Raw genomic sequence first — 26420 nt, forward strand, 5'->3', positions numbered from 1 at the left:
TACGTCGCGCCCGAATGCGTGTCGGCCCGAAGCGGGCGGCCGACACCGGCTGGCCGTACCGTCAGATGTTGATCGTGATGGGGCCGGCGAGCGGCGTGTAGCCGTCGTCGAACAGGAACCACGCATCGTACTGCCCCGGCGCCAACGTGCTGTTCGCCGTGGACGAGAACAGAAGCGAGCCGCAGCTCTTCGGCAGGTACGCCCACGACTTGTAACTGCCCTTGGTCGGCTGCGCGCCATGCGCGAAGATGCCCACCCAGTTCTTCGGGCTGTGGCTCCACGGCGGTGCAACGTAGTCGAACCGCAGCGTGCCGTACGTCGAGCCCTGTGACGCGAGCGCCGCGACGAACTTCTTGCTGGTATTGCCGATCGCCGAATCCGTGAGCAGCGTGCCGGATTGCGTCTGCACGCAGCCGGCCACCCGGCGCAGGAAGTTCGGATCGTTCGCGTCGCGGATGCTGGCGTCGTACCAGCCGCCGTCGCCGTACCACGTGACCGCTTGCGTCGCGCCGGCGGCGACGGTGACCGACTGCCGCGTGTTCATCCCGTAGGCGTTGTCGGTGAGCTGGAACGTCGTCGCGCTGGAGCCTGCCGAATTGTCGAGCGTGATCTGCACGTTGCCGTTCGCCACGTCGTAGCACAGGCTGATTTCGGCAGTCGATCCCGTGTTGCCGGACGTACCGATGCTGCCGCGGAACGTCTGCAGGAAGCCGTTCGGGCCGTAGACCGAATAGTCGTAGCCGCCGCCGCTGTTCAGCGCGAGCGAATCCGACAGGTTCGTGCACTGGCTCGCGCCGGCCGCGATCGTGTAATGGCGGGGGATCGTGCTCGTGCCGTCGACCCACGCCTGCAGATGCACGCCCGCGGTGCCGGTGTTGGTCATCGTCAGCGCGAGCGCGCGGCCGGCGCGGTTGACCTTGCCTTGCACGAAGAACTCGTAGGGCAGGCGGCAGGCCGTGCTGCGACCGGCGGTCTGCGCCGGCACCGCGGTGGTGGTCGGGTACGGGATCGGAACGGCCGGGCCGTTCGGGTTCATGTTGCTCGCGGGCGGCTGGATCGCGGGCACCGCCTGGTCGGCGTTCGAGAAATCGAAGGCCGACGTCAGGTCGCCGCACACCGTGCGTCGCCACGGCGTGATGTTGGTTTCCTGCAGCCCGAAGCGCGCTTCCAGAAAGCGGATCACCGAGGTGTGATCGAACACCTGCGAGTTGACCTTGCCGCCCTTCGACCACGGCGAGATCACGAACATCGGCACGCGCGGGCCGAGCCCGATCGGCACGTCGCCGCTGGCCGAGCCGTCCGATGCGGCGCCGCTGCTCGCGACGAATTCGGCGGCCGTCGAGACCGTCGACTGCCCGGTGCCGGCAGCGGCGCTGGCCGGGACGGCCGGCGGCATGTGATCGAACAGGCCGTCGTTCTCGTCATACATGACGAGCAGCACCGTGCTGGCCCACACCGCCGGATTCGACGTCAGCGCATTGAGGACGTTGCTCACGTACCATTCGCCGCCGCTCGCGGCCCACGACGGATGTTCGCAGTACGCGTAGGGGGCGGCGATCCACGACACCTGCGGCAGCGTGCCGTTGGCGACGTCGGCCCGCAGCTGGCTGAAGAGGTTCGTGTCGTATTCCTTGCCGCCGCCTGACGGGTCGATCTGCGTGCCGTTGAGCGCCGGCGCGAGCGGATCGCTGGCGCCGAGGTTCTGGTACTGCTTGAAGTTCAGGATGACGTTGTCGCCGTAATTGCCGTTCCACCAGAGATCGCTTTTCGAGCCGTTGTATTCGCCGTAGCCATGGCCGGCATCCAGGCCGTTGCCCTTGTCCTGGTAGAACTTCCACGTCACGCCCGCCGTGTTCAGGCGCTCCGGCATCGTGGTCCAGCCGGTGCCCGTCATCGTGTTGGTCGTGTACGGCAAATAGCCGGGGACGTTGCCGCAGCACCCGGTCCACAGATACAGGCGGTTCGGGTCCGTCGGGCCGAGCATCGAGCAGTGGTACGCGTCGCACACTGTGAACGCGCTCGCCAGCGCGTAGTAGAACGGAATGTCGTTCTGCGTGAAGTAGTACATCGTGCCGCTGGACTTCGCGGCGGTCCAGTTGTCGTAGCGGCCGTTGTTCCAGGCGCTGTGCGTGGTGCCCCAGTCGTGAGGGAGGTCGCCGTAATAGGTGTCGCCGTTCGCCGTGCCGGAGGGCGAGGACGGGTTGAACGGGAACACGTAGGACAGCATCCAGGGCTGCCGCCACACCGGATAGCCGCTCGAAATCACGACCGGCCGCGGATCGCCGAAGCCCCGCGCACCGCCCAGCGTGCCGAGGTAGTGGTCGAACGAGCGGTTTTCCTGCATCAGGATCACGACGTGCTTCACGTCCTGGATCGTGCCGGTCACGGTGGCAGCCGGAATGGCCTGCGCGCGGGCGATGCTTTCGGGCAGCATGCCCGTGATCGCGGTGGCGCCGGCGAGCTTCAGCGCATCGGCAATGAATTGACGTCGGGTTGTGGGTTTGTTTTGCATGATCGCTCTCTGTCTTGGATGACGGGCTTTGCGGCCGGCGTCGGTCAGTGGCACGCGCTCGCGCAGTGCAGGACGGGCGTGGACGCCGAGCCCGGTGCGGCCGCGCGCGCTGCCGCCATGCTGGCTGACGTACCCGAATCGCCGTCGCCGCAAGCGGCCAGCGTGCACAGGAGTGCGATCATGAAAACGCCGCGCCAGTGCGGAAAGCGGCTTTCCGGCTGGCGCGAATTGACGACAGGCTTTCGATCCGATTCGAGTCGGATTCCTGAATGATCGAGACTATTGCTGCATGCTCCGTATTTCATTACCCCTCCAGACATGAAAAATGGACAGCAGAGGATATCGCCCGAATCAGAACAACTTCATGACAGGCCACCCGCGCGTGCCTGCCACTTGCAACAGCTTCGAGTCGGGATTGGTGGCGACCGGATGCGTGACGTAGTCCAGCAGCGGCACGTCGTTGATCGAATCGCTGTAGAAGTAGGTGCGTTCGAAATCGGATGGCGCGTAGCCAAGTGATGACAGCCACGCGGTGGTGCGCACGATCTTGCCTTCGCGGAAGCTCGGCACGCCCGTGCTGCGTCCGGTGAACGCGCCGTCCGGCGTGCCGTCGTCGGTATCGAGCTCGATGCCGAGCAGGTGCGCTATGCCGAATTCCGCCGCGATCGGCCGCGTGACGAACACGTTGGTCGCAGTCACGATGCAGCAGAGATCGCCGTTCTCGCGATGCCGGGCGACCAGCTCGCGCGCCTGCGGCGTGATCGCCGGACGGATCACTTCGTCCATGAACCGCGCATGCCAGCGCTCGAGCACCTTGCGCGGATAGCGGGTGAGCGGCGCGAGCGTCACGGCGAGATACGCGTCCATGTCGAGCGTGCCCGCCGCATAGTGACCGTAATGCTCGTCGATCAACGCCATGTGCGCGTCGTCTTCCCGCCAGCCGACCCGCGTGATGAAGCGGCTCCAGGCCTGATCGCTGTCGAGCGGCAGCAGCGTGTGGTCGAGGTCGAACAGCGCAAGATTCTTGTACATGGGTGATTCCTTGTGTGGCGTGGTCATGTGCCGATGCGCTTCTCGATCGCGTCTTTCGCGTTCCTGCCGTCGATGGTGGTGACGCCGTCGAGCCACTTCGACAGCACGCCGGGGTTCTTCTTCACCCATTCCTTCGCCACGGCGACCGGATCGGCGTGATTCATGATCGGCACCATCAGCTGGTTCTCTTCGTCGGTTGTGAACTTCAGGTTGGTCAGCAGCCGGCCGACGTTCGGGCAGCGTTCGAGATAGCCGGGCGTGACGAGCGTATAGACCTTCGCCGAGCCGTAGTTCGGGCCGAATACGCTGTCGCCGCCGTCGAGATAGGCGATCTTGAAGTTGATGTTCATCGGATGCGGCTCCCATGCAAGGAACACGATCATCCGGTGCTCCTGCACCGCGCGCGTGACCTGCACGAGCATCCCGGCCTCGCTCGATTCGATCAGCTTGAAGCCGCCGAGCCCGAACTCGTTCCTGTCGATCATCCGCTGCACCAGCGCGTTGCCATTGTTGCCGGCGCCGATCCCGTAGATCTTGCCGTCGAGCTGATCGCGGAATTTAGCAATGTCGGCAAAGCTCTTGAGGCCCTTGTCCGATGCGTATTGCGGCACCGCCAGCGTGTAGCGCGCGCCGATCAAGTTCGGCTGCGGCAACTGGTGGACGGCGCCGGCATCGACGAACGGCTTCACCGTCGGCGTCATGCTCGGATCCCAGTAGCCGAGGAACGCGTCGATCTGTGCCTTCTTCACGCCGGCCAGCACGATCGGCGGCGACGCGATCGTTTTAGTCGCCTCATAGCCGAGCCCGTCGAGCAGCATCATCGCGACTCCGGTGGTGGCCGCGATGTCGCTCCAGCCGACATCGCCGAGCGTCACCTTTTTGCAGACGTCGCCTTCCAACGCGTGAGCGGGGGCCGTCGCCAGCGCCGTCAGCAGTGTGGCGGCCAGCATCCATGCCTTCTTTATCATGTGGGTCTCCTAAGCAAGTGTTCCGGATCGTGTTGCCTGAATGGTCTGACGATTGATCGTGCCGATCGGATGAAACAAACGAACTTGGGTCTGGCTTTGTAGTTTTGCGTACCGTATATTAGAACGCACAAAATCGCAAGATCGCACAAAAATACAACTTGCCGGTTGCCGAGGTGGGCTACGGGCAGGCGAGGGCAGGAAGCATCGGGCGGCGGCCCAGGCGGGCCGTGCTTCATCAGGTAGACCAGGCAAAGCAAGGAGACCTCGCATGATCAGTCAGCTGGAAATCGTGTCCCGCTTGTTGCTGGCGGCATTGCTCGGCAGCATCGTCGGCATCGAGCGCGAGCGCCTGTCGTGGGCGGCCGGATTGCGCACGCACATGCTGGTGGCGGTGGGCGCCGCGCTCGTGATGGTCGTGTCGGCGTTCGGTTTCGCGGATATCCAGGACGCGAAGAACGTGTCGCTGGACCCGTCGCGCGTCGCCGCGCAGGTGGTGTCGGGCATCGGCTTCCTCGGCGCCGGGTCGATCATGCTGCGCGGCGAGATCATCCGCGGCCTGACGACCGCGGCGAGCCTGTGGGTCGTGGCGGCGGTCGGGCTCGCCGTGGGCGGCGGCATGTATGTCGCCGCGATCGCCGCGACGGCGATCGTGCTCGCGATCCTGGCCGGCCTGAAGCCGATCGAGAAGCGCTTCTTCGCCGCGCGGCAGCGCTGGGGCGTGCGCATCCTCGCGCGCCGCGGCACCGTGAAGCTGACATCGCTGCAGGCGATGCCGGGCATCGATCAGGCGCGCATCGTGCAGTTCATCATCGAGCAGGACGACGCCGCGCCGGACGACGACCGCATCCACGTGGTGTTTTCAAAGATGACGAGCCGCGAGTGCCAGGCGGTCCGTCAATCCCTGCAGACCCTCGTCGGCATCAAAAAGATGGAGGAGAGCGCAGCGTAGTCCGCCGTTCGAATAACATTGGCGTTCATTCCGAGGACATTCCATGTGGCAAGAAGAGCGATACCAGAGGATCCGGCTTCTGTTATCGAAGATGCAGCGCGTGTCGACCGACCGGATCATGGCCGACCTGAACGTGTCGCGGGAAACCGTGCGGCGCGATCTCGTCGATCTCGAGGCGCTCGGTGAACTGAAGCGCGTACACGGCGGCGCGGTGCAGGTGGGCGACGAAGCGCCGATCGCCGAGCGCGCGCAGACGCACGTGAAGGCGAAGCTGGCGATTGCCCGCGCGGCGGCCAGGCTGGTCACGGGCTCGCAGACGCTGTTCATCGATGCGGGCACGACCACGACGCTGCTGGCCGAGGAACTGGCGAAGCTGTCGGGCCTCACGATCGTCACGAATTCGATCGACGTCGCGCTGAAGATGCGGTCGAGCGACCCGGGGCAGGCGAGGAACGAAACGATCCTGCTCGGCGGGATGATCGGCAGCCGCGCGGCCGCGACCGTCGGCGACGGCACGGTCGCCGAGATCTTCCGCTACCGCGCCGATCTCGCGCTGCTGTCGCCGGTGGGCGTCGATGCCGTGCGCGGTGCGACCAACTATGACCGGATGGAAACCGAAGTGGCGCGCGCGATGGTCAGCAACGCGGCGGACGTCGCGATCCTGGCCGATTTCAGCAAGCTCGGCACGAACAGCCGGATCAGCTTCTGCGAGCCGGCGCGGATCGGCACACTGGTGACGGATGCGAAGGCGGAATCGGTCGACAGCTACAAGGGCCTCAAGAAGGTCATCAAGCACGTCGTGCTGGCGTAGCGCCGGGCGACAGGGGGCGCGATTCCCCGCCGTTATGCCGCCCATGCGGCGCACCTTCTGTCGGCCGGCTTTTTTGGCGGCGTAATGTATCCGCCAATACAACGCAGGCCCGCCCAGCGGCGCACCGCTGCTGTACTCGGGCGCCGACCTCCTGCCCGCGCCGCGCCACGTGAAGTGGCTGGCCGACGCCGGCGCATGCCGCACCAGCCATCGTGTATGCTTGCCCGCATCGTTCAAAGGGCGGGACAACATGAAGACACCGGCACACCCCAAGCCTGAGGTGCGGTTCAGGATGCGTATCCAGCACGCCGACACGATCGCGCTCGGGCCGGGCAAGGTCGCGCTGCTCGAAGCCGTGCGCGAGCATGGTTCGATTTCGGCGGCGGCGCGCAGCCTGAAGATGTCGTACCGGCGTGCGTGGTTGCTGATGGACGAGCTGAACCGCTCGCTGAAATCGCCGGCGACGGTGTCCGAACATGGCGGGCAGAGCGGCGGCGGCAGCGTGCTTACGCCAGTCGGCGAGGAGATCATCCGGCTCTATCGCGGGATCGAGGCGCGCGCTTACGCGGCCTGCGCCGACGACATCGCCGCGCTCACGAAAATGGTCCGGCGCTGAAGGTGCGCTGACGCTGACAACGGGCTTTCACAGGCAGCCTGAAGGGCCTCCCATGCGGCGAAGCGAATCAGAGCCTAGCCGTGCCGCAGGCAAAAGCGCGACGCGTCGCCCGTGGCGGCATCCGGTGCCATCCCGTCGCGCGACTGCGCATCGAGCCGCCCGATCAGCTCGACGAAACTGGCGACGCTCGCCGTGCGCAGCGGGTAGTACGCGATGTGGTGGCGTTCGCAGATGCGCTTGAGCAGGTTCGTCGAATCGTGGTCGATACAGTCGACCGGGAACACCACCATCCGCGCGCCCGGGAGCGCCGCCGCCAGCAGGCCCTTGCGATCCTCGATGCCGCCGTCGTGCAGCGTCACTTCGCCGCCCGCCGTTTCGACGATCCGCTTGATCGCGCGATTCGAGCCGGGACGCCCGCCGACGTATACCAGACGCGTACCCTGAAGGATCGACAGCGGATCGGCCGCGCGCTCGGCCGGATCGTCCGCCGACGCCTGCACCGCCCGTTCGATCGCGCTCGCTTCGGCGCGCAGCGTCTTCACCATCGCCATCAGTTCGTCGAGCCGCGCGCGCATCGCGCGGGCGCTCGCCTGTTCCGCGGCGATCCGCTGCTCGGCGGCCTCGCGGCGGCTCGTGTGCAGCGCGAGCCGTTCGTCGCGCGCGGCCAGTGCTTCGCGCAGTTCGTGGACTTCGTCGCGCAGGACGCTTTCCGCCGCCAGCGGCTGCGCGTTCTGGCGCGCGGCGAGGGCATCGCGTTCCTGCAGCGCCGCGTCGCGCTGCGCGCTCATTTCGTGCAGGCGCACCTGCTGCCGTTCGATTTTCGCGTGCAGCGCCGCATTCTCTTCCTCCAGCACGACCAGCCGCCGGATATCGGCGCGATTGGCCGCGCCGACCAGGTGCGACAGCATGTGCAGGTCGCCGAACGCGACCTGGCGCACGCCCGTCGTCGTGCGCGGATGCGTCATCAGCGCCCAGTACGCGGGCGGAATCTCGCCGCGCTTCAGCGCTTCCTTCCAGCGCGCGAGGAGTTCGTCCGCATCCTTCGCGCTGTCGAACGCGCGGATCGCGCCGGCGTAGCGCTCGTCGAGCGCCTTGTGCAACGCCTTCGCGCCGGCCGTGCCGTCGATGGCGAGTTCGACGGCCGCGTGATGGATTTCGAGGTCGGTCGCGCGCTGGCGGTCGAGGTCGGTGAACTTCGGCACGAGCTTGCGCAGTTCGTGCGTGGTCAGGCAGGTGCCGATGATCGAGCAGTGCAGGTTCGCATCGAGCTCGGACAGGCGCGTGCGGCGCTTCAGCTCGGCCCGTTGCGCGCGCGACGGCGCGCAGCATGCGTCGATCCGCGTGCCGGTTGCCGCGGGCAGGGTGCCGCCGGGCGTCGAAAGATCCGCCGTGCGGGCAGGGCGAAAAGGCGGAGCGTGCATGTTGACCTCTGTCCGGCCTGGTCGGGCCGGAGACGGATGCGCGAAAGATTCGCGAAATATACCACGGAATATAACGCATGAAATTCCGGGGAAATCACGGAGCGAAGGCCGCGCGGCGCGGTCAGCAGAGCGCGGTTGAATGGTCGGTGAGCGACAGTGCGGCGGGGGCCGGGGCCGGGGCCGGTGCTTCGGGCGAAACGGGGAGCGATGGCGGCGCGTGACGTGCCATCACGTCCTCGACGCACAGCCCGACGAACAGCACGTCGACGCGCTCCAGCGCGGCCGGGGCGTTGCTGAGCGCGTCGGAAAACACGTCGTCGCGCGTGCGCCCGATGCCGCCGCGTGACCGCCGCCGGCAGCACGGTGGTCCGGGCGCCGGTCGTTTCGTCCATCGTCGGCCGACCGGTTGGATCCAAGTGCCGGCAGGGTTTTCATCAGGACATCCGGAGCGCCGCACGATCCATCATGGCGATAGCGCTATCGCAGCCAACCGCAGGAGGTCGCACCATGACGTCCGCTTCCATTCCCTCGACCGCCTTCGTGTTCGCCGGCGGCGGCAGCCTGGGTGCGATCGAGGTCGGCATGCTCCGCGAACTGGTCGCGAGCGGCGAACGGCCCGATTGCGTGATCGGCGCGTCGGCGGGCGCGATCAACGCCGCCTATTTCGCCGGCCGGCCGGACGCGGACGGCATCGCGATGCTTGAAGCGCTGTGGTGCAGGATCCGCCGCCAGGACGTGATGCCGTTCTCGATGCGCAGCCTCATCGCGATGCTGCTGCGCAACCGGCCGCATCTGGTCGAGGCCGACGCGCTGCGCCTGTTGCTGGAAAAGAACCTGCCGTACCGCCGGATCGAGCAGGCCGCGTTGCCGCTCCATATCGTCGCGACCGACGTGCTGAGCGGCCGCGAAGTCGTGCTGTCGGCCGGCCCGGTCGTGGATGCGGTGCAGGCCAGCGCGGCGATTCCCGGCGTGTTTCCGTCGGTCAGCATCGACGGCATGGAGCTCGTCGACGGCGGCGTCGCGAACAATACGCCGATCTCGGTCGCGATCGCGCTCGGCGCCAGGCGGATCGTCGTGCTGCCGGCCGGCTTCGCCTGCGCGTTGCGCGTCCCGCCGCGCAGCCCGATCGCGCATGCGACGCACGCGCTGACGCTCGTGATCGCGCGGCAGCTGGTGCGCGATCTGGAGCTATACGGGGCGCGCGCGCACATTCATGTCGTGCCGCCGCTCTGTCCGCTCGAGGTGTCGTCCTATGACTACTCGCAGTGCGCGCAACTGATCGACAAGGCCGCGGAACGCACACGCGCGTGGATCGAGGAGGGCGGGCTCGCGGTGTGTGCGATTCCGGGCCAGCTGCGCGAGCACGATCATGCTGCGGTGCATTCCCATTGATCGTTGCTCACGCACCGTCCAACCGCATGACCGACGGACGCCGGTTATCGTGCCGCCAGGGCCTCTTGTCGGAAATCGGTAAAAAAGACGGCACCGTGCCGCGAGACACGGTGCCGCCAACGGCCTCGAAGGCCCCACTGATCAGTCGATCGCGCGCATCGCGTGGCGCAGTTCCTGATAGCTGCGCAGCCCCGCCACGCCGAGTTCGCGCCCGATTCCGCTAAGGCCGAATCCGCCCCAGCACACGTGCGGGTAGATGAGCTGCGGCGCGTTGATCCACACGAGCCCCGCGCGTACGCGCTGCTGGAATTGCTTCGCGATGGCCGCATCGCGCGTCACGACGGTCGCGACGAGCCCGTAGCGCGTGTCGTTCGCGAGCGCGATCGCTTCGTCGTCGGTGCGGAACGATTTCACGCACGCGACGGGGCCGAACACTTCGTCGGTCCACAGCGGGTTGTCGGCGGCCGGCTCGGCGATCACGACAGGCGCCATGAAAAAGCCGTCGCCGCCGGCATCCGCCACGCGGCCGCTGAAGGCGACGCGTGCGCCCGCCTCGATGCCGTGCTGGAGCATCGCTTCGACGCGCGTACGCTGCGCGGCCGAGATCAGCGGCCCCATCGCGACGTGTTCCGCGGCCGGCGGCGCGACGACGAGCGCGCGCACCGCGGTCTCGAACGCGGCCATGAAGCTGCGGTACACGCTGTCGTGCACGAGGATGCGCGCGGTGGCCGAGCACATCTGGCCCGCGTTCGTGAAGGCGCCCGCGACCGCGAGCGACACCGCGACGTCGAGGTCGGCGTCGTCGCGCACGATCAGCGACGACTTGCCGCCGAGTTCGAGCGTCACGCGCTTCATGTCGACGGCGGCGGCCTGCATGACCTTGCGGCCGGCCGCGGTGCTGCCGGTAAACGAGATCTTGTCGATCAGCGGATGCGCGGTCAGCGCCGCGCCGACGTCGGCGCCGCCGTTCACGACGTTGACGACGCCGGCCGGCACGCCGGCTTCGGCGACGATGTCGAGCAGCGCGTGTTCGGTCGGCGACGTGAGTTCGGACGGCTTCAGCACGACCGCGCAGCCGGCGGCGAGCGCGGGCGCGAGCTTCCACGCGGTCGTGACCATCGGGAAGTTCCACGGCATGACGAGCGCCGCGACGCCGACGGCATCGTAGAAGCGCTCGGCGGTGACGGCGTCGCTCGGCAGTGCGACCGGTTCGGCCGCGAACAGCGCCGGGTCCTCGCACAGCTTCGCGTAATACGCGAACGTCGCGGCGACATCGCCGACATCGGCGTCGGCTTCGAACGGCGGCTTGCCGCTCACCTGCATCTGCAGCGCGGCCAGGCGATCGCGGGACGCTTCGACGCGTTCGGCGATCGTCGCGAGAATCCGGCCGCGTGCCTCCGGTGGCGTATCGCGCCAGCCGGCGAACGCGTCGCGCGCGGCGCGCACCGCGGCGTCGACGTGCGCAGTCGTCGCGAATGCCTGCCAGCCGATCGCGGCACCGGTCGATGCGTCGAAGATCGGCGCGCCGGGTGCGTCGGCAGGCGTGCGCACGGGCTGGCCGGCGATGTGCGCCGCGGGCAGCACGAACGTGGCGGTGGAACGGGAAAGCTCGGCGGTGGACATGAAGGTCATCCTGTCGGTCGGGTTAGCGGTAGACGACGCCCGGCATCACGCAGAGCATCTCGTACGCGAGGTTCGCGCCGGTGAGCGCGGTGGTGCCGGTCGGATCGTACGGCGGCGCGACTTCGACGAGGTCCGCGCCGACGATGTTCAGGCCCTTCATCCCGCGCACGATTTCCAGGCCCTGCTGCACGGTGAGGCCGCCGATTTCGGGCGTGCCGGTGCCGGGCGCGAACGACGGATCGAGGCCGTCGATGTCGAAGCTCAGGTAGACCGGCGTGTCGCCGACGCGTTCGCGCACCTGCGCCATCAGCGGCGCGAGCGACTTGTTCCAGCATTCCTCGGCCTGCACGACGGTGAAGCCCTGCTGGCGGCACCAGTCGAAATCGTCCGCGTGGTAGCCGGTGCCGCGCAGGCCGATCTGCGTGACCTTGTCGCATTGCAGCAGCCCGTCTTCCACCGCGCGGCGGAACGGCGTGCCGTGCGCGATCTTCTCGCCGAACATCGTGTCGTTCACGTCCGCGTGCGCGTCGACGTGCACGACGGCGACCTTGCCGTACTTTTTATGCAGCGCGCGCAGGATCGGCCACGCGATCGTGTGGTCGCCGCCGAGCGTGATCGGCCGGCAGCCGTTCGCGACGATCTCGTCGTACGCCTCCTCGATGCGGCGCACCGAGTCCTTCAGGTCGTACGGGTTGGTCGCGACGTCGCCGATGTCGGCCACCTGCAGCGAATCGAACGGCGCCGCGCGCGTGGCCATGTTGTACGGGCGCAGCAGCACGGATTCGGTGCGGATCTGGCGCGGGCCGAAGCGCGAGCCCGAGCGGTTCGACGTGCCGAGGTCGAGCGGCACGCCGACGAAGCACACGTCGAGACCGTCGGTCGTCGCGGCTTGCGGCAGCCGCATCATCGTGGCGATGCCGCCAAAGCGCGGCATCTCGTTGCCGCCCATCGGTTGATTCAGTTCGCGGGGCATGGGCCGTCTCCTTTATTTGAGGTCAAGCGATCGGCCGATGGTAGAGGAGAACACGCGCGCGAAGATTTTGAAGTCGCAACGTTTACATCGACGGGCTTCGATGCAAGTGGCGCTACCGCATCGACGCGGCGCAACCGAACACAGCCGCGCAGTGCGGCCGGGTGTGTCAGCGCGAAATGGCGGTCGGCGCGGCGCCGTCGTGCGATCCGGTAGACGGGAACGCGGTGGAGGCTGAACCCCACGCGGCAAGCTCGCGTTTGGTGCGCACGCCCAGCTTCGCGAATGCGCGCTTCACGTACGACTCGGCCGACGCGACGCGCACGCCGAGGATCTCGGCCGTTTCCGGCACGGTCTTGCCGGAGAGCAGGTGCTTGCAGGTTTCGTATTCGCGCTTCGACAGCTTCACGCCGTCGGCCGCGATGCGCGCATCGAACTGCGCGAGCGGATGGACGTCGGGCGTCGGGTGCGCGACGCGCCGCACGGCCGTGGTCGACGCATGCAGTTCGAGCAGCGGGAACAGCATGTCGCTGATGCTGCGAAAGCGGTTCATCTCGGCGAGCGTGAACGGCGGGCGGTCGCGGCCGCGCTCCAGCGCGATCGAATGCTGCGAATAGCGCGTGCCGCGCGCGAGCACGCATTCGTGCCCGATATGCACGTCGTCGAACAGCCGCTGGCGGAATTCGCCGGGCGGGATCGCCGCGATGTCGCGCACCACCAGCATCGTGCCCGTCTTGCCGCGCAGCCCCGCGAACAGCGGGTCGCTGTCGAGAAAGCGCTCGTAGTAGAGCGTCATCACGTCGGAGATTTCGGTGGATTCGGTATCGATGCCGCTGCTGCCGATCCATTCGCATCGATAGCCTGTGGGCATCGAGCCGTCGACGCGCGAGCGCTCGACGTGCGCGACGTCGAGCGGCACGACTTCATTGAGCAGTTGCGTGAGGCGCGGCACGAAGTGCGGCGTGCCGACCGTCTCGATCAGCTCGCCCAGCGCCTTGAACGACACGTTGAAACGGTCGTTGTCGCGGTGGAAGGGGTTCACGTTGAGCAGCATGCGGTTCCCCGGGTGAAAAGCGGCGCGATTGTAGCGGTCACAACGAAAAACGTCAGTAAGGGGAAACACCGTCGGTTGTCCTGCCGACCCGTTTGCCCCGGAAAACACCGCTTGTCCCCCCCGGAGGGGGGCATACCGGGGCAGTGTAAATGAGTAACTTTGTCTCTGCTTTTTTCAATCAAGAGACGAAAGATTCACATGACCAAACTGATCAAGGACATCCTGCCGCTCGGCGCAGGCATCGGCGAATTCACGAAGCTCGACTTCGGGATGGATGAAAGCGACTGGCGCGCGGCGGAAGGCAAGAGCGGCAACTACATCATCGGCTGGTGGGAAGGCAAAGCCGGCTCGGTGGAGTTTCCGGAAACCGCGGCTGACGAAGCCGTGTGGCTCGTCGAGGGCCGGATCGCGCTGACCGACGTCGAAGGCAACCGCAAGGAATTCGCGCCGGGCCAGGGCTACCTGCTGCCGGCCGGCTTCGCGGGCCGCTGGGAGACGATCGAGGACGCGAAGAAGTTCTACGTGCTGCTCGAGAAGTCGTGATGTCCGAAGCCGCCGCCGCGGTGTCGTCGTCCGTGTGACGCGCGCCCGGCGGCGGCTTCGCTGTTCGCGTGTGATGGCTGGGATCATGGAAATGGAAGTCAAGACAAGAGAGACTGCACCGGAGCAGGCGCACGCGATGCGTGGCGCGCCGGTCGCACTGGGCGTCGAGGCGGCGCTCGCGAATACGAAGCTGTTCCCGTACTGGCTCGACAACCCGGCCGCGCCGGCCACCGAGCCGGAACTCGTCGGCGACGCGACGGCCGACCTGCTGATCGTCGGCGGCGGCTTCACGGGGCTGTGGGCGGCCGTGCAGGCGAAGGAACAGATGCCGCACCTGAACGTGGTGCTGATCGAGGCCGGCAAGGTCGCGCACGGCGCATCGGGCCGCGCGGGGGGGATCATTTCGACGTCGGTGATGCACGGGCTCCCGAATGCGGTGCGCGTGTTCCCGAACGACATCGCGCAGCTCGAGGCATTCGGCCATCACAACCTCGACGGCTTCGAGGACACGCTGAAGCGCTACGACATCGACGCCGATATCGAGTGGAACGGCGAGATGACGGTGGCGGTCGATCCCGAGCACCTCGCGCACCTGAAGGGCGACTACGACCTGCATCGCGAGTACGGCCACAACGTCGTGCTGCTGAACCGCGAGGAAACGCTCGAACAACTGAATTCGCCGCTGTTCGCGGGTGCGTTGTGGTCGCGCAATCGCAGCGGCATCGTGCACCCGGCGAAGCTCGCGTGGGGGCTGAAGCGCGCGGCGCTGACGCTCGGCGTGAAGCTCTACGAGCACACGCCGCTCGTGACCGTGAGCGACGAAGGCAGCACGGTGTTCGTGACGACGCCGAAGGGCAGCGTACGCGCACCGCGCGTGGTGTTCGGCAGCGGCACCGCGAAGGTCGGGATTCCCGACATCAACCGCCGCGTGATGCAGGTGCGCGACCATGTGCTCGCGACCGAACCGCTCACCGACGAGCAGCTCGCGCGAATCGGCTGGAAGAATCGCCAGGGCGTGTACGACACGCGCACGCAGCTCAACTATTTCCGGCTAACGAAGGACAACAACATCATCTTCGGCGGGCTGGTGAGCTATCACTTCGACGGCGACCCGGAACCGCATCAGGACGGCCAGCGCGAAACGTATTACCGGCTCGCGGAAGCGTTCTATCGCACGTTCCCGCAACTGTGCGACGTGCGTTTCTCGCACGCGTGGGGTGGCCCGATCGACTACTGCTCGCGCGGCTCGGTATTCGCGAAGCGCTACCTCGGCGACAAGGCCGTGTTCGTCGCCGGCTATACGGGCTTCGGCGTCGCGGCGAGCCGGTTCGGCGCGTTCATGGGGCTGAACATCCTGTTCGATCGCGACAGCCCCGAGCGCAAGCTCGACATCGCGAACCAGAGCCCGAGCTATATCCCGCCCGAGCCGGTGCGCTGGGTCGCCGCGAAGATCACGTTCCATGCGTTCGACGGCGCGGATGCGGAAGGCGGCTGGAAGCGCGCGTGGATCAGCGGCATCAAGGCGATGGGCTTCCCGATGTAAGCGACGACGGGGCGGCCCCACGGGGCACCCCGTCATGGCGGCACAACAAAAACGATCCCCAGAGGACACGGTCCGCGCCGCGGACACGGAGAGAGACACCCAGATGAATGTAGTCAACCTGCAGGATGAAGCGCGACACGAAAGCGCGCTGTTCGTCGTCGTGATGCTGCTGCTCGGCATGCTCGGGCCGACGGTCTTCCTCGGCCTGCCCGCGATCGTCGGGCAGGTCGAGCGTCATTGGGGCTTCGGCGAAGCGGCGCTCGGGCTGTCGAGCTTCATCGAGGTGCTCGGCGAATCGACGGGCACGCTGCTCGTCGCGTTCGTGCTCGGCCGCCAGCCGGTGCGGTGGGTGCTCGCGGGCGCGGTGACGCTCGCGGCCGGCGCGAACCTCGGCACGCTCGCGACGCACGGGCTGGTGGCGTATTCGGCGCTGCAGTTCATCGCGGGCGTCGGCTCGGGCGGGCTGAACGGCATCGCGCTGCGCTACCTGTCGTATTCGCGCGCGCCGGAACGCAATCTCGGGATCATGCTGATGGGGCAGGTGACGTGGAGCATGGTGCTGCTCGCGACCATCTTCCCGATGCTGAGCGACACCTGGGGCGCGCACGGCGTGTTCGGTTTCGTCGCGTGCGTGCTCGGCATGTTCGTGCTCGCGACGCCGCTGTTTCGCAGCGGCGAGACGCTGGCCGCACCGGCGCCGGAAGGCGTGGCCGGCCGCATCGACCGCAAGGGCGCGATGCTCGTGCTGTGCGCGCAGCTCGCGCTGTACGGCGGCGTCGGCGTCGTGTGGACCTTCCTCGAGAAGATCGGCACCGCGGCCGGCCTGAGCGGCCAGTCGGTGTCGCTCGTGCTCGGCGCCGCGAACGTCGCGAGCCTCGTGATCTGCGCGGCGATGCCGAAGCTCGGCGCGGGCGCGGGCCTGCGCCGCTGGGCGCTCTTGAATCTCGGCGGCTGCGCGGTCGCGGCCGTGCTGCTCGCGCTGCCGGCCTCGGCCGTGACGTTCACGCTCGGCGCGATCGTCTTCATCGGCTGCTGGACCGGCGGCGCGCTGCTGATCTACGCGACGATTCCGCAGTACGACCTGGTCGGCAAGTCGGCCGCGTTGTCGCCGGGTTGCGTCGCGCTCGGCTACGGCGTCGGCTCGGTCGCGGGCGGCTCGCTGATCGAGCGCGCGGGCACGCAGTCGGCGCTGATCGCGGCGATCGTGCTGTGCGCGGTGGCGTTCCTCTGCTACCGGCGGCTGCGGCCGGCCGTGTTCGGCATGGAACGCGCGCTCGCGGTGGCATCTGAATGACGGTGGCGACGCGCGCCGCTGCCGATGGCGGCGCGCGTCCGGTTCGGTTCATCGGCGCAGGCGGCGAGCGTGACGTGCGAGGCGCGTCGAGCCAGCCGGCCGGGTAAGGCGCACACGCGCAGCGGTTTGAAGCATGTTCTCGAATACTTCCGATCTCGATCTCCGGCTCATCCGGGTCTTTCTGGCCGTCGTCGACGCACGCGGCATCACGGCCGCCGAGGCGTCGCTCGGCGTGCGGCAGTCGACCATCAGTACGCAGCTGTCGGCGCTCGAAGCGCGCGTCGGCTTCAAGCTGTGCGATCGCGGGCGCGGCGGCTTTCGCCTGACGTCGAAGGGCGAGCGCTTCGCGGCCACCGCGCGCACGCTCGTCGCGGCCACCTCCGAATTCGTCGCGCGGGTGCGCGACATCGACCGCAAGCTGGTCGGCACGCTGTCGATCGGCCTGATCGGCCAGGCGCCGCTCGTCGAGAACGCTCGCGTGGCCGACGCGATCGGCGCGTTCCGCAAGCGCGACCAGGCCGTCACGTTCGCGATGAAGGTCGCGTCGCCGCAGGAGCTCGAGGAAAGCCTCGTCAACAACCAGCTCGATCTCGCGATCGGCTATTTCTGGCATCGCGTGCCGGGGCTGCTCTACACGCCGCTGTTCACCGAGCAGCAGGTGATCTACTGCGGGCGCGGGCATCCGCTGTTCCATGCATCGCGGCCCGTGACCGCGGACGACCTGCAACTGCACGACTGGGTCTGGCGCACCTATCCGGTGCCGGAGGAGCAGTACCCGCTGCCCGAGCGGCGCGTGACCGCGAGCGCGGACAGCATCGAGGCCGCGACGATCCTGATCCTGTCGGGCGGCCATCTCGGCTACCTGCCCGCGCATTATGCGGAGCCGTTCGAGCAGCGCGGGCTCGTGAAGGCCGTCGGCCGCGCGACGTTCAGCTTCGACGTGCCGCTGCATCTCGCGATGAAGCGCAGCGCGAGCGACAAGCCGATCGTCGACGCGTTCTGCGAGGACCTGCTGCGCGCGTTCAACATCAAGGCGGCCGCGCTGGCCGCTTAGGGCCACGCACGCCGCGCGTTCAGCAGTCCACCAGCACCCAGTCGAACAGCTCGCGGCGCGTGCGCACGCCGAGCTTCGCGAACGCGCGCTTCACGTACGACTCGGCCGTCGACAGCTTCACGTCGAGCTGCTGCGCGGCCTCGGGCACCGAGCGCCCGCACAGCATCAGCCGGCAGATCTCGTGCTCGCGGCGCGACAGCTGCACGTCCTGCCGTTCCAGGCGCGCGTCGAAGCTCGCCTGCGACGCGGTGTTCACCGTCCCCGACGCCACGCGCCGCGCCGCGCAGCTACGCGCATGCAGTTCGAACATCGGGAACAGCAGGTCGACCATCTGCCGGAAGTGGAACAGCTCGTCCATCGTGAACGCGGGCCGGCCGACGGTGCGCGCCAGCCCGAGCGCGTATTGCAGGTGCGCGTTGCCGTGCACGAGCATGCATTCCTGCTCGATGCCGGGCTCGTCGAAGATCCGCCGGCGGAACTCGCCGTGCGCGATCCCTTCCACGTGGCGCTGCACCAGCAGCGTGCCGGCCTTGCCGCGCAGCGGCGCGACCAGCGGATCGGCCTGGCAGTAGTCCTGGTAATAGACATCCATCACGCGCAGCGTGTCGGCCGCGAAGCGCAGGCTGCCGCTGCCGATCCATTCGACGACGAAGCCCGACGTGCTGCCCGTATCCGCGCGCCAGCGTTCGAGGTGCACGGCGTCGGCGTCGATGCTGTCGTTGACGAACTCCGTGACCGCGCCGACGAAATCCGGCGTGCCGACCGCGCGCAACGTCGCGCCGAGCGTGTCGGGGCGCACACCGATCAGGTAGTGGCCGCGGGCGGCCGGGTCGGGCTGGAGAAGTCGCATGGTCGGGCGTGGGCGGTCAGGGGACAGTGCGACGTTACGCGAACGATATACGCGCGTCAGCCGGGAATTCACCGGATCAACCCGACCAATTTCGTGCGTTGTCCCCAAAACGATGACAAGACCGTGCGCGCGGCGGCCGGAATTCGTCCAAGCCCCGGCGGCGGGGGGGCATACCGCCGTGAATCGTCTGCCTATAGTGAAAGCACTTCGAAAACCTGATCAACAGAAAGGACAGGCCATGCAGATGCAACCGACGCCCGCCGCCATCAAGGATTCGGCACCGGCGGATTTTGTTCTCACCAACGCGAAGGTCTACACCGTCGATCCGCACAAACCTTGGGCACAGGCGGTCGCCGTGCGCGACGGCCGGATCGTCCACGTCGGCGACACGGCGGCCGTGCAGGCGTACGTCGGCGCGGAGACGAAGATCGTCGACGCGGCCGGCCGGCTCGTGCTGCCGGGCTTCGTCGAATCGCACTGGCACTTCGAGACGACCGCGTTCGCATTCCAGGCGTTCGTGAACTTCGAGGATCCACAGCAGGTGCTCGCCGCGCTGCGCGCGTACGTCGAGTCGCATCCGCACGAGCCGGCGATCACCGGGATGGGCTGGGTGCAGGCGACGATTCCGCCGGCGCTGCTGCGCAAGGAGACGCTCGACGCGATCTGCGCGGATCGCCCCGTGTGCCTGCTGTCGACCGATTTCCATTCGATGTGGGTGAACTCGAAGGCGCTGGCGATCGCCGGCATCGATGCGTCGACGCCGCCGGTGCAGGAAGGCACGAGCTGGTTCGAGAAGGACGCGGTGACCGGCGAGCCGACCGGCCTGATCGTCGACGGCGCCGCGTATTCGTTGCTGATGCAACGGATCAGCGCGGCCGGCCTGCTGCCGACCGGCATCGACCTGTACCTGAAGTCGATCCCGCCGTGGCAGAAGAAGCTGTGCGCGGCCGGCGTGACGACCGTGTTCGACGCGGGCTTCTTCGACGCGAGCGGCGACCAGTCGCTGCTGTACGAGACGCTGCAGACGATGGAGCGCGCGGGCGACCTGAAGCTGCGCGTGGTGGGCAGCGTCGCGGTGATCGGCGAGATCGACGATCCGGTCGGCACGCTCGTCAAGTACCGCGAGCAGTACGATTCGCCGCTCGTGAAGGCGCGCGCATTGAAGCTGTTCCTCGACGGCACGGAAGCGAACCACACCGCGTACCTGCTCGAGCCGTACGCGGACCGCCCCGACACCTGCGGCGCGCCGACGATGCCGGCCGACACGTTCAACCGCTACCTGGTCGAAGCCGATCGCGTGAACGCGAACGTGATGGTCCATTGCGTCGGTGACGCGGCGGTGCGGATGGCGCTCGACGGCTTCGACGCGGTCAACCGCACGAACCCGCCGCGCGACCGCCGCCACGTGATCACGCACGCGTTTCTCACGCATCCGGACGACATCCCGCGCTTCCGCCGCGCGGCCGTGATGGCGAATACGCAGCTGCAGTGGGGCGTGGTCGATGCGTACACCGAGCAGCTGCGCGACCACTACGGCCATGAGCGCTGGAGCAACATGTACAAGTTCCGCACGTTCCTCGACGAGGGCGTGACGGTGTCGATCGGCATGGACGGCCTCGCGTGCCAGTGCCGCTGCCAGCACAAGCCGCTCGAGCACATCGAGTCGGGCCATACGCGTCAGCTTGCGGGCGAGCCCGATGCGCCGGTGTTCCCGGACATCGCCGAGCGCCTGAGCATTCCGCAACTGATCGCCGCGTACACGATCCACGGCGCATACCAGCTCGGGATGGAGCACGAGGTCGGCTCGCTCACGCCCGGCAAGCGCGCGGATCTCGTCGTGCTGGAACACGACCTGTTCGAGGTCGGCCAGTACGACATCGGCCGCATCGACGTCGCGCTGACGATGATGGACGGCCGCGTCACGCACGTGGGCGAGGACTTCGGCGTGCGCACGGGCGTGCAGGCGTCCTGAGCGGTTTTCGGTTTTTGATTGGCGTGACGAAGCGGCGAAGGAAGCTTTCAATTCGCTTCCTGGTCGGGTCGATCGGGCCTCCGCCCGGAACCGGGTGCCCCGATTGTGCGGCGTGTCCCCCTAACGGCAGGGCAGACCGGCCAATTTCCTCTGGCTACATTTTTCCGGACCGAGGCACACACCGTTCATCGCGAGCGGATCATGATATCGACGGAGGAAACCATGGCAGGGGATTGGAGCAAGCATCTGAAAGCGGCATGCGCGGCGCTCGCGCTGGGCGGCGCGCTGTGGGCCGGCGCGCCGGTGGCGCACGCGGCGGACGTCGTCAACGTGTACAACTGGGGCAACTCGATCGGCAAGGCGACGATCGCGAACTTCGAGAAGGCGACCGGCATCAAGGTCGTCTACCAGGAGTTCGATTCGAACGAGACGCTGCAGGCGAAGCTGCTGTCGGGCACGTCGGGCTATGACGTCGTCGTGCCGTCCGACATCTTCTGGGCGCGGCAACTGCAGGCCGGCATCTACCGCAAGATCGACAAGAGCCAGGTGCCGAACTACGGGCTGCTCGATCCGGAGATCATGAAGGTGCTCGCGAAGGACGATCCGGGCAACCAGTTCGGCATTCCGTGGACGTGGGGCACCGACGGGCTCGGGATGAACGTCGAGAAGGTGAAGGCCGCGCTCGGCAACGACGCGCCGCTCGACAGCTGGGCGCTGCTGTTCGACCCGAAGTACGCGCAGAAGCTGAAGCACTGCGGCATCTCGGTGCTCGATTCGCCGGTCGACGCATTCGGGATGGCGTTCGTGTACCTGAAGAAGGATCCGAATACGACGAACCCGGCCGACTACCAGGCCGCATACGAGTTGCTGAAGACGGTGCGGCCGTACATCACGCAGTTCAATTCGAGCAGCTACATCAACGACCTCGCGGGCGGTGACATCTGCCTCGCGCTCGGCTGGTCGGGCGACGTGAATTCCGCGCGGATCGCGGCGGCTTCCGCGAAGAAGCCGTATCACATCAAGTACGTGATCCCGACCGAGGGCAGCGCGATGTGGTTCGACATGATGGCGGTGCCGAAGGATGCGCCGCACCCGGACGCCGCGCTGAAGTTCGTCAACTTCGTGCTGTCGGAGAAGGAGAGCGCGAACCTGACCAACGACACGTCGTATCCGTCGGCCGTGTCGTCGTCGAAGCACCTGGTGCGCGCCGACGTGACGAGCGATCCGGCCGTGTTCCCGCCCGCCGACGTGATCCGCAAGCTGAGCCTCAGCAAGCCGGTGCCGCCTGAGCTGATGCGTCTGCAGAACCGTCTCTGGACGAAGCTGAAGACCGAGTAAGCCGGCCGCCGCTTCTCCCCATTCCCGACTACCTTTCGCGCGCCCCGCCGCTCATCGCGGCGGGCGGGGGCGCGCGCGTCCCGACGACCACCCACACCATGAAAATCACACACATGACGGCGCTGTGCCTGCTGGCGTTCGACGCCGCCGCGGCATTCGCGCACGCGCCGCAGGCGACCGACGCGAGCAGGATGAAGGCGCTGCAGGCGCAGGTCACCGCGCTGCAGCAGCAGGTAAACGAGCTGCGCGCGAGCATGCTGGCCGCGAAGCCGGCCGGCGCGGCAACGACCGCTAATGCCGCCTCGGGCGGCGCGACGATCGGCTCGATCAACACGGCGGCCGCCGCTGCACCGGCCGCCGATGCGGCGCCGGCGTTCACGAACGACGACCTGCAGCAGATGCGCGAGCAGATCGCGAACGCGTCGCTGAAGGTCGACTCGCTGCAGGAAGCGGCGACCACCGGCCCGCTCGCGGGCCTGAGCATCACCGGCTACGTCGATCCCGTGTACCTGTTCAACCGCGCGCAGCGCACGTCCGGCTTCCAGTTCCTGAACCACGACCCGGGCGCGTACGACTACTTCAACAGCACGATCGGCGACGTCTACCTCGACATCAAGAAGACCTTCGGCGTCGGCCCGATGGCGCCGGCGGCGGAAATCGTGATCCAGCCGAACCGCGGCTTCGGCAATGTGTTCAGCAACGCGCACGGCGGTGTCGGCAACAACATCGTCACGCAGGCGGTGGTCACGGTGCCGCTCAGCACGACCCGCACCTTCGAGATCGGGATGATGCCGAGCCTCGCCGGCTACGAGGTGCAGCCGTCGACGCAGATGCTCACGCTCACGCACGGGCTGCTGTACGACTTCAGCGAGCCGGGCAACCTGATCGGCATCGGGTTGAAGGGCTCCAACGCGGCGATGACGCGCTTCTGGCAGGTCGTGATCGGTAACGAGGTGCTGCGCACGGCCGGCGCGATCGCGAATGCGGCGAACAACACGACGAAGACCAACTGGACGCCGACGATCACCGCGCGCTTCGACAACGCGACGTCGACCGCCTTCGACTTCGGCATTTCCGGGATGCTCGGCCGGCAGTCGCTGTTCTCGCCGTGCGCGCAGGCGGGCGGCTACGGCTACCAGTGCAACGGCTCGTCGTCGACCGGACTCTACAAGTACGTGGAAGCCGACGTGACCTATACGCACGACAAGACGCAGGTCAACGCACAGGTGGACTACGGCGAACTGCAGAAGGGCGCATGGAACGGCGGCACCGCGCGCTGGTACGGGATGTCGCTGCTCGGCCACACGAAGTGGACGACGTCGTGGGTCGGCCGCATGGGCGCGACGCTGCGCTTCGACTACCTGAACAACACGTCGAACGGTGGCGGCGGCACGAACATCCAGTACGGGCTCGCGGGCGGCAATCCGTCGGTGAACGGATCGAGCGGCTTCGGCATCGATCCGGCGTGCTTCCAGGGTTCGTCGACGAACGGCACCGAGTGCAAGGGCGCGCAGCGTTATGCGATCACGGCCGACCTGCTGTTCTATCCGACGCAGCAGATCACCGTGAAGCTTGAATACCGCCACGACGCGGCGAACCATCCGGTGTTCCTGAAGAGCAACGGCACGTACGCGCGCAGCAACGACCTGGCCGGGATGCAGTTCATCTACTCGTTCTGACCCGCTGCACGATGTATCACACTCTCCGGGCCGTACAGGCCCGGAACGCATTCAACCGAGGAGATTTGATCTTGAAGCTGCACACCTTCGTGACCGACATCACCGATCCGCGCGAGCGCGGCCGCCTGATCGGCGAGCGCTTCGCACCGGCGATCCGCGAGACGGTCGCGCTGTATCTCGCGTTTTTCCCGAAGCTCGGCATCGCGCCGCAGCGCGCACGGGAGATCGGCGAAGCGAGTCTCGCCACGCTCGGCGCGTGGTGCCCGCGCCTCGCCGCCGAAGTCGAGGCGATCGCCGACGGTGTCGACCTGCCGCGCTGGCAGCTCGCGTGCTTGAACGCACGCACCGAGATTCTCGCCACCGCACCCGCATCGGCCGAAGGCGAGTGCTCGACGACCGTTTACGCACCGGCCGGCCCGCACGCACCGCGCACACTGCAGACGTGGGACTGGCACGACAGCCTCGCGCCGCAGGGCTTGCTGATGCAGATCGCGACGCCCTACGGCCGTACCGTCAAGCTGTTCTCCGAATTCGGGATGCTGGCGAAGCTCGGCGTGAACAGCGCGGGGCTCGGGCTGCACTTCAACATCCTGCATCACGCGAGCGACAACGACAGCGCCGGCGTGCCGGTGCATGCGATCGCGCGGCGCCTGCTCGAAGACGCGACGACGGTGCAGGAGGCGATCGATATCGCGCGCACGGCACGCGTGAGCGCATCGACGGTACTGACCGTGTTCACGCGGCACGACGCGAACCCGCGTGCGGCGAGCATCGAGCTGAGCCCGTCAGGCGTGGGTGTGGTGGTGCCGCGTCCGGACGGCTGGCTGCTGCATACGAACCACTTCCTCGATCGCGTGTTGAGCGGCGGCGAGTGCATGCCCGACAGCTCGACCACGCGCGAGCGCTTCGCGCACCTGAATGACGTCGTGAACGGGATGACGAGCGCCGATGTGCGCGAGCGCGCGGCGGCGATGTGCGGGGCGGCCGGCGATCAGGCCGTCGTGTGCTTCCATCCGGACCTGTCGATGCCCGACACCGAGCGCTGGAAAACGCTGCTGACCGTCGGCATCGATACCGATGCATGCGCGCTCGACTACGTGGCGGGCAATCCGAACGACCTCGCGCGGGATGGGGCTCTGCGGTTCTGACGTGACGCACGACGCACGACGCGCGACGCGCGACGCGCGGCTAACGGTAGCGGTAGCGGTAAGGCCGGGCGGCACGCGCGTGCCGCCCTCGTGACGCTTACGCGTCGATGCGCTCGACCTTGCCGACGAGCAGCCCGTAAGACAGGCTTCCGGCTAGCGCCATCGCGGCGATGTAGGTGATCGCGCGCGAGAAGTCGGCCCCGTCCACCAGCAGCCCGATCACGATCGGCGTCGCGATCGCGGACAGGTTGCCGATCAGGTTGAACACGCCGCCCGTGAGGCCGAGCAGCCGCGCGGGCGCGAGCCCCGACACGAGCGACCACGTGATCGACGCGAAGCCGTTGCCGAAGAACGCGATCGTCATGAACGCGATCACCCAGCCGGTCGACGTGACGTAGTTCGCGCCGATGATGCAGGTCGAGATCAGCAGCCCCGAGATGATCGGCAGCTTGCGCGCGAAGCCCTGCGATGCGCCGCGGCGCATCAGCCAGTCCGACAGCACGCCCGAGCACAGCACGCCGACGAACGCGGCGAGGAACGGCAGCGACGCGAGGAAGCCCGATTTAATGAAGTCCATTCCGCGATACTTGACGAGGTAGGTCGGGAACCACGTGAGGAAGAACCACAGCGTCGAGTTCAGCGCGAACTGGCCGAGATAGATGCCCCACAGCTTGCGCCGGCCGAGCACGACGCCGAGGTCGCGCCACGTCGACGGCGCGCGTTCGGTGTGTGCCGCGACGCGATCCTCGAGATCGACGAGCCCGCCGCCGTCGCGGATCAGCGCGATCTCGGCCGCGTTGACGCCACGAAACGCGCGCGGCTCGCGATACACCGCATACCAGATCGCGGCCCACACGATGCCCGCGAGGCCGGTTGCGACGAACACCATGTGCCAGCCGAGATGCACCTGCAGCCACGCGAGCACCGGCGTGAGGAACGCGAGGCCGACGAACTGGCCCGACGTGTAGCCGCCGATCGCGCTTGCACGTTCGCGGGTCGGGAACCAGGTCGTCACCACGCGGTTGTTGATGGGATAGGCAGGCGCTTCAAGCGCGCCGACCGCGAGGCGCAGCACGATCAGCCCGACGAACGAGCCCGCGAAACCGAGCAGCAGCGTCGCGGCCGACCACAGCGCGAGCGCACCGGCATACAGCACGCGCGGCGACACCTTGTCGACGAGCCAGCCGCCCGGGACCTGCATCAGCGCGTAGGTCCAGCCGAACGCGGAGAACACGAGGCCCGCGCGCACCGGATCGATGTTCAGTTCCTTGAACAGCGCGGGCGCGGCAATCGACAGGTTGCTGCGGTCGAGATAGTTGATGACGACCGTGACGAACAGCAACGCGAGGATCAGCAGCCGCTTGCGGCTGGGCGGTGTGGTGGTCGTGGCGGAGTGGGCGGGATCTGCCAGGGTGTCGACGCGTGCGAGCGGCGGCCGGTCCGGTTGGCTGGCGTGGGTACGTGACGCGGATTGGGCCACGGTTGTCTCCTGTGTTCTGTGCCGGCCGGCGCCCGCCGGGCGGGGCGGCCGTATCCAATAGCATTGGGGCGAACGTTAGAGCCGTGGAACGACGTGCGTCAACATCTGGACAGGCATCCCTAATAATGGGACGTGATGCGCTCAATATGTGGGAATGAAGGTGTGAATACG

General features: G+C 67.4%; 23 protein-coding genes. 12 read left to right on the forward strand and 11 right to left on the reverse strand.

Features of this window, described 5'->3' with window-relative positions; all coding sequences use genetic code 11:
• Window positions 1-61: 61 nt before the first annotated feature.
• The 4 genes from LGM89_RS05875 to LGM89_RS05890 all read right to left on the reverse strand — a co-directional run bounded on the left by LGM89_RS05875 (window position 62) and on the right by LGM89_RS05890 (window position 4512).
• On the reverse strand, window positions 62-2512 hold the full coding sequence (locus LGM89_RS05875) for a phosphocholine-specific phospholipase C (protein ID WP_226272554.1): 2451 nt from the start codon (window positions 2510-2512) through the stop codon (window positions 62-64).
• Between the two features lie 44 nt (window positions 2513-2556).
• The gene (locus LGM89_RS05880) at window positions 2557-2694 is read right to left on the reverse strand and encodes a hypothetical protein (RefSeq protein WP_226205318.1); all 138 of its coding nucleotides are present in this window, start codon (window positions 2692-2694) and stop codon (window positions 2557-2559) included.
• 169 nt (window positions 2695-2863) lie between these two features.
• Window positions 2864-3544, reverse strand: coding sequence for an HAD family hydrolase (locus tag LGM89_RS05885; RefSeq protein WP_226272555.1), 681 nt, complete (start codon window positions 3542-3544; stop codon window positions 2864-2866).
• Window positions 3545-3567: 23 nt separating this feature from the next.
• Window positions 3568-4512 (reverse strand): choline ABC transporter substrate-binding protein, encoded by a 945-nt coding sequence (locus tag LGM89_RS05890; RefSeq protein ID WP_226272556.1) that lies wholly within the window; start codon window positions 4510-4512, stop codon window positions 3568-3570.
• A 268-nt stretch (window positions 4513-4780) separates the two neighbouring features.
• Between LGM89_RS05890 and LGM89_RS05895 the strand changes: the two genes are divergently transcribed.
• The 3 genes from LGM89_RS05895 (at window position 4781) to LGM89_RS05905 (ending at window position 6888) form a co-directional block, all read left to right on the forward strand.
• Complete coding sequence (locus LGM89_RS05895) at window positions 4781-5461, forward strand: MgtC/SapB family protein (RefSeq protein WP_226272557.1); 681 nt, start codon at window positions 4781-4783, stop codon at window positions 5459-5461.
• Between the two features lie 43 nt (window positions 5462-5504).
• Window positions 5505-6272, forward strand: coding sequence for a DeoR/GlpR family DNA-binding transcription regulator (locus tag LGM89_RS05900; RefSeq protein ID WP_226272558.1), 768 nt, complete (start codon window positions 5505-5507; stop codon window positions 6270-6272).
• A 292-nt stretch (window positions 6273-6564) separates the two neighbouring features.
• Complete coding sequence (locus LGM89_RS05905; protein WP_319001498.1) at window positions 6565-6888, forward strand: winged helix-turn-helix domain-containing protein; 324 nt, start codon at window positions 6565-6567, stop codon at window positions 6886-6888.
• Window positions 6889-6962: 74 nt separating this feature from the next.
• Here the strand turns inward: LGM89_RS05905 and LGM89_RS05910 are convergent, their stop codons facing one another.
• Both LGM89_RS05910 and LGM89_RS05915 read right to left on the reverse strand, forming a co-directional pair.
• On the reverse strand, window positions 6963-8309 hold the full coding sequence (locus LGM89_RS05910; protein WP_226272560.1) for a DUF2325 domain-containing protein: 1347 nt from the start codon (window positions 8307-8309) through the stop codon (window positions 6963-6965).
• Window positions 8310-8430: 121 nt separating this feature from the next.
• Window positions 8431-8622, reverse strand: coding sequence for a hypothetical protein (locus LGM89_RS05915; protein ID WP_226272561.1), 192 nt, complete (start codon window positions 8620-8622; stop codon window positions 8431-8433).
• Window positions 8623-8816: 194 nt separating this feature from the next.
• On the opposite strand from LGM89_RS05915, the gene LGM89_RS05920 reads away from it, so the two are divergent.
• Window positions 8817-9701, forward strand: a complete 885-nt coding sequence (locus tag LGM89_RS05920) for a patatin-like phospholipase family protein (RefSeq protein WP_226272562.1) — start codon at window positions 8817-8819, stop codon at window positions 9699-9701.
• A 141-nt stretch (window positions 9702-9842) separates the two neighbouring features.
• Here the strand turns inward: LGM89_RS05920 and LGM89_RS05925 are convergent, their stop codons facing one another.
• From LGM89_RS05925 to LGM89_RS05935, 3 genes are all read right to left on the reverse strand, one after another.
• Window positions 9843-11324 (reverse strand): aldehyde dehydrogenase family protein, encoded by a 1482-nt coding sequence (locus LGM89_RS05925; RefSeq protein ID WP_226272563.1) that lies wholly within the window; start codon window positions 11322-11324, stop codon window positions 9843-9845.
• 22 nt (window positions 11325-11346) lie between these two features.
• Entirely contained in the window at window positions 11347-12297 is a 951-nt protein-coding gene (speB, locus tag LGM89_RS05930; RefSeq protein ID WP_226272564.1) for an agmatinase, read from the reverse strand.
• A 166-nt stretch (window positions 12298-12463) separates the two neighbouring features.
• Window positions 12464-13348 (reverse strand): helix-turn-helix transcriptional regulator, encoded by an 885-nt coding sequence (locus LGM89_RS05935; protein WP_226272565.1) that lies wholly within the window; start codon window positions 13346-13348, stop codon window positions 12464-12466.
• A 198-nt stretch (window positions 13349-13546) separates the two neighbouring features.
• On the opposite strand from LGM89_RS05935, the gene LGM89_RS05940 reads away from it, so the two are divergent.
• The 4 genes from LGM89_RS05940 (at window position 13547) to LGM89_RS05955 (ending at window position 17782) form a co-directional block, all read left to right on the forward strand.
• The gene (locus LGM89_RS05940) at window positions 13547-13891 is read left to right on the forward strand and encodes a cupin domain-containing protein (RefSeq protein WP_047901802.1); all 345 of its coding nucleotides are present in this window, start codon (window positions 13547-13549) and stop codon (window positions 13889-13891) included.
• Between the two features lie 85 nt (window positions 13892-13976).
• Window positions 13977-15434, forward strand: a complete 1458-nt coding sequence (locus LGM89_RS05945; RefSeq protein WP_226272566.1) for an NAD(P)/FAD-dependent oxidoreductase — start codon at window positions 13977-13979, stop codon at window positions 15432-15434.
• A gap of 103 nt (window positions 15435-15537) precedes the next feature.
• A complete protein-coding gene (locus LGM89_RS05950; protein ID WP_226272567.1) occupies window positions 15538-16728 on the forward strand; it encodes an MFS transporter in 1191 nt (396 codons plus the stop codon).
• Window positions 16729-16861: 133 nt separating this feature from the next.
• A complete protein-coding gene (locus LGM89_RS05955; protein ID WP_069250655.1) occupies window positions 16862-17782 on the forward strand; it encodes a LysR family transcriptional regulator in 921 nt (306 codons plus the stop codon).
• 19 nt (window positions 17783-17801) lie between these two features.
• Here LGM89_RS05955 and LGM89_RS05960 read toward each other — a convergent pair whose 3' ends face one another.
• Window positions 17802-18632 carry a helix-turn-helix transcriptional regulator gene (locus LGM89_RS05960; RefSeq protein ID WP_089497826.1) on the reverse strand — a complete coding sequence of 277 codons (831 nt, stop codon included), beginning with the start codon at window positions 18630-18632 and terminating at the stop codon, window positions 17802-17804.
• Window positions 18633-18870: 238 nt separating this feature from the next.
• Here LGM89_RS05960 and LGM89_RS05965 point away from each other — a divergent pair, with 238 nt between their 5' ends.
• The 4 genes from LGM89_RS05965 (at window position 18871) to LGM89_RS05980 (ending at window position 24769) form a co-directional block, all read left to right on the forward strand.
• Window positions 18871-20604, forward strand: coding sequence for an amidohydrolase (locus tag LGM89_RS05965; RefSeq protein ID WP_226272568.1), 1734 nt, complete (start codon window positions 18871-18873; stop codon window positions 20602-20604).
• Between the two features lie 222 nt (window positions 20605-20826).
• A complete protein-coding gene (locus LGM89_RS05970) occupies window positions 20827-21942 on the forward strand; it encodes a polyamine ABC transporter substrate-binding protein (protein ID WP_226272569.1) in 1116 nt (371 codons plus the stop codon).
• A gap of 98 nt (window positions 21943-22040) precedes the next feature.
• Window positions 22041-23621 (forward strand): DUF3138 family protein, encoded by a 1581-nt coding sequence (locus tag LGM89_RS05975; RefSeq protein ID WP_226272570.1) that lies wholly within the window; start codon window positions 22041-22043, stop codon window positions 23619-23621.
• Window positions 23622-23692: 71 nt separating this feature from the next.
• Window positions 23693-24769 (forward strand): C45 family autoproteolytic acyltransferase/hydolase, encoded by a 1077-nt coding sequence (locus LGM89_RS05980; protein ID WP_226272571.1) that lies wholly within the window; start codon window positions 23693-23695, stop codon window positions 24767-24769.
• A 97-nt stretch (window positions 24770-24866) separates the two neighbouring features.
• Here LGM89_RS05980 and LGM89_RS05985 read toward each other — a convergent pair whose 3' ends face one another.
• Window positions 24867-26249, reverse strand: coding sequence for an MFS transporter (locus LGM89_RS05985; RefSeq protein ID WP_226272572.1), 1383 nt, complete (start codon window positions 26247-26249; stop codon window positions 24867-24869).
• Window positions 26250-26420: the final 171 nt, after the last annotated feature.

It is taken from the genome of Burkholderia sp. AU31624 (genome assembly GCF_020420065.1).
Taxonomy (GTDB): Bacteria; Pseudomonadota; Gammaproteobacteria; order Burkholderiales; family Burkholderiaceae; genus Burkholderia.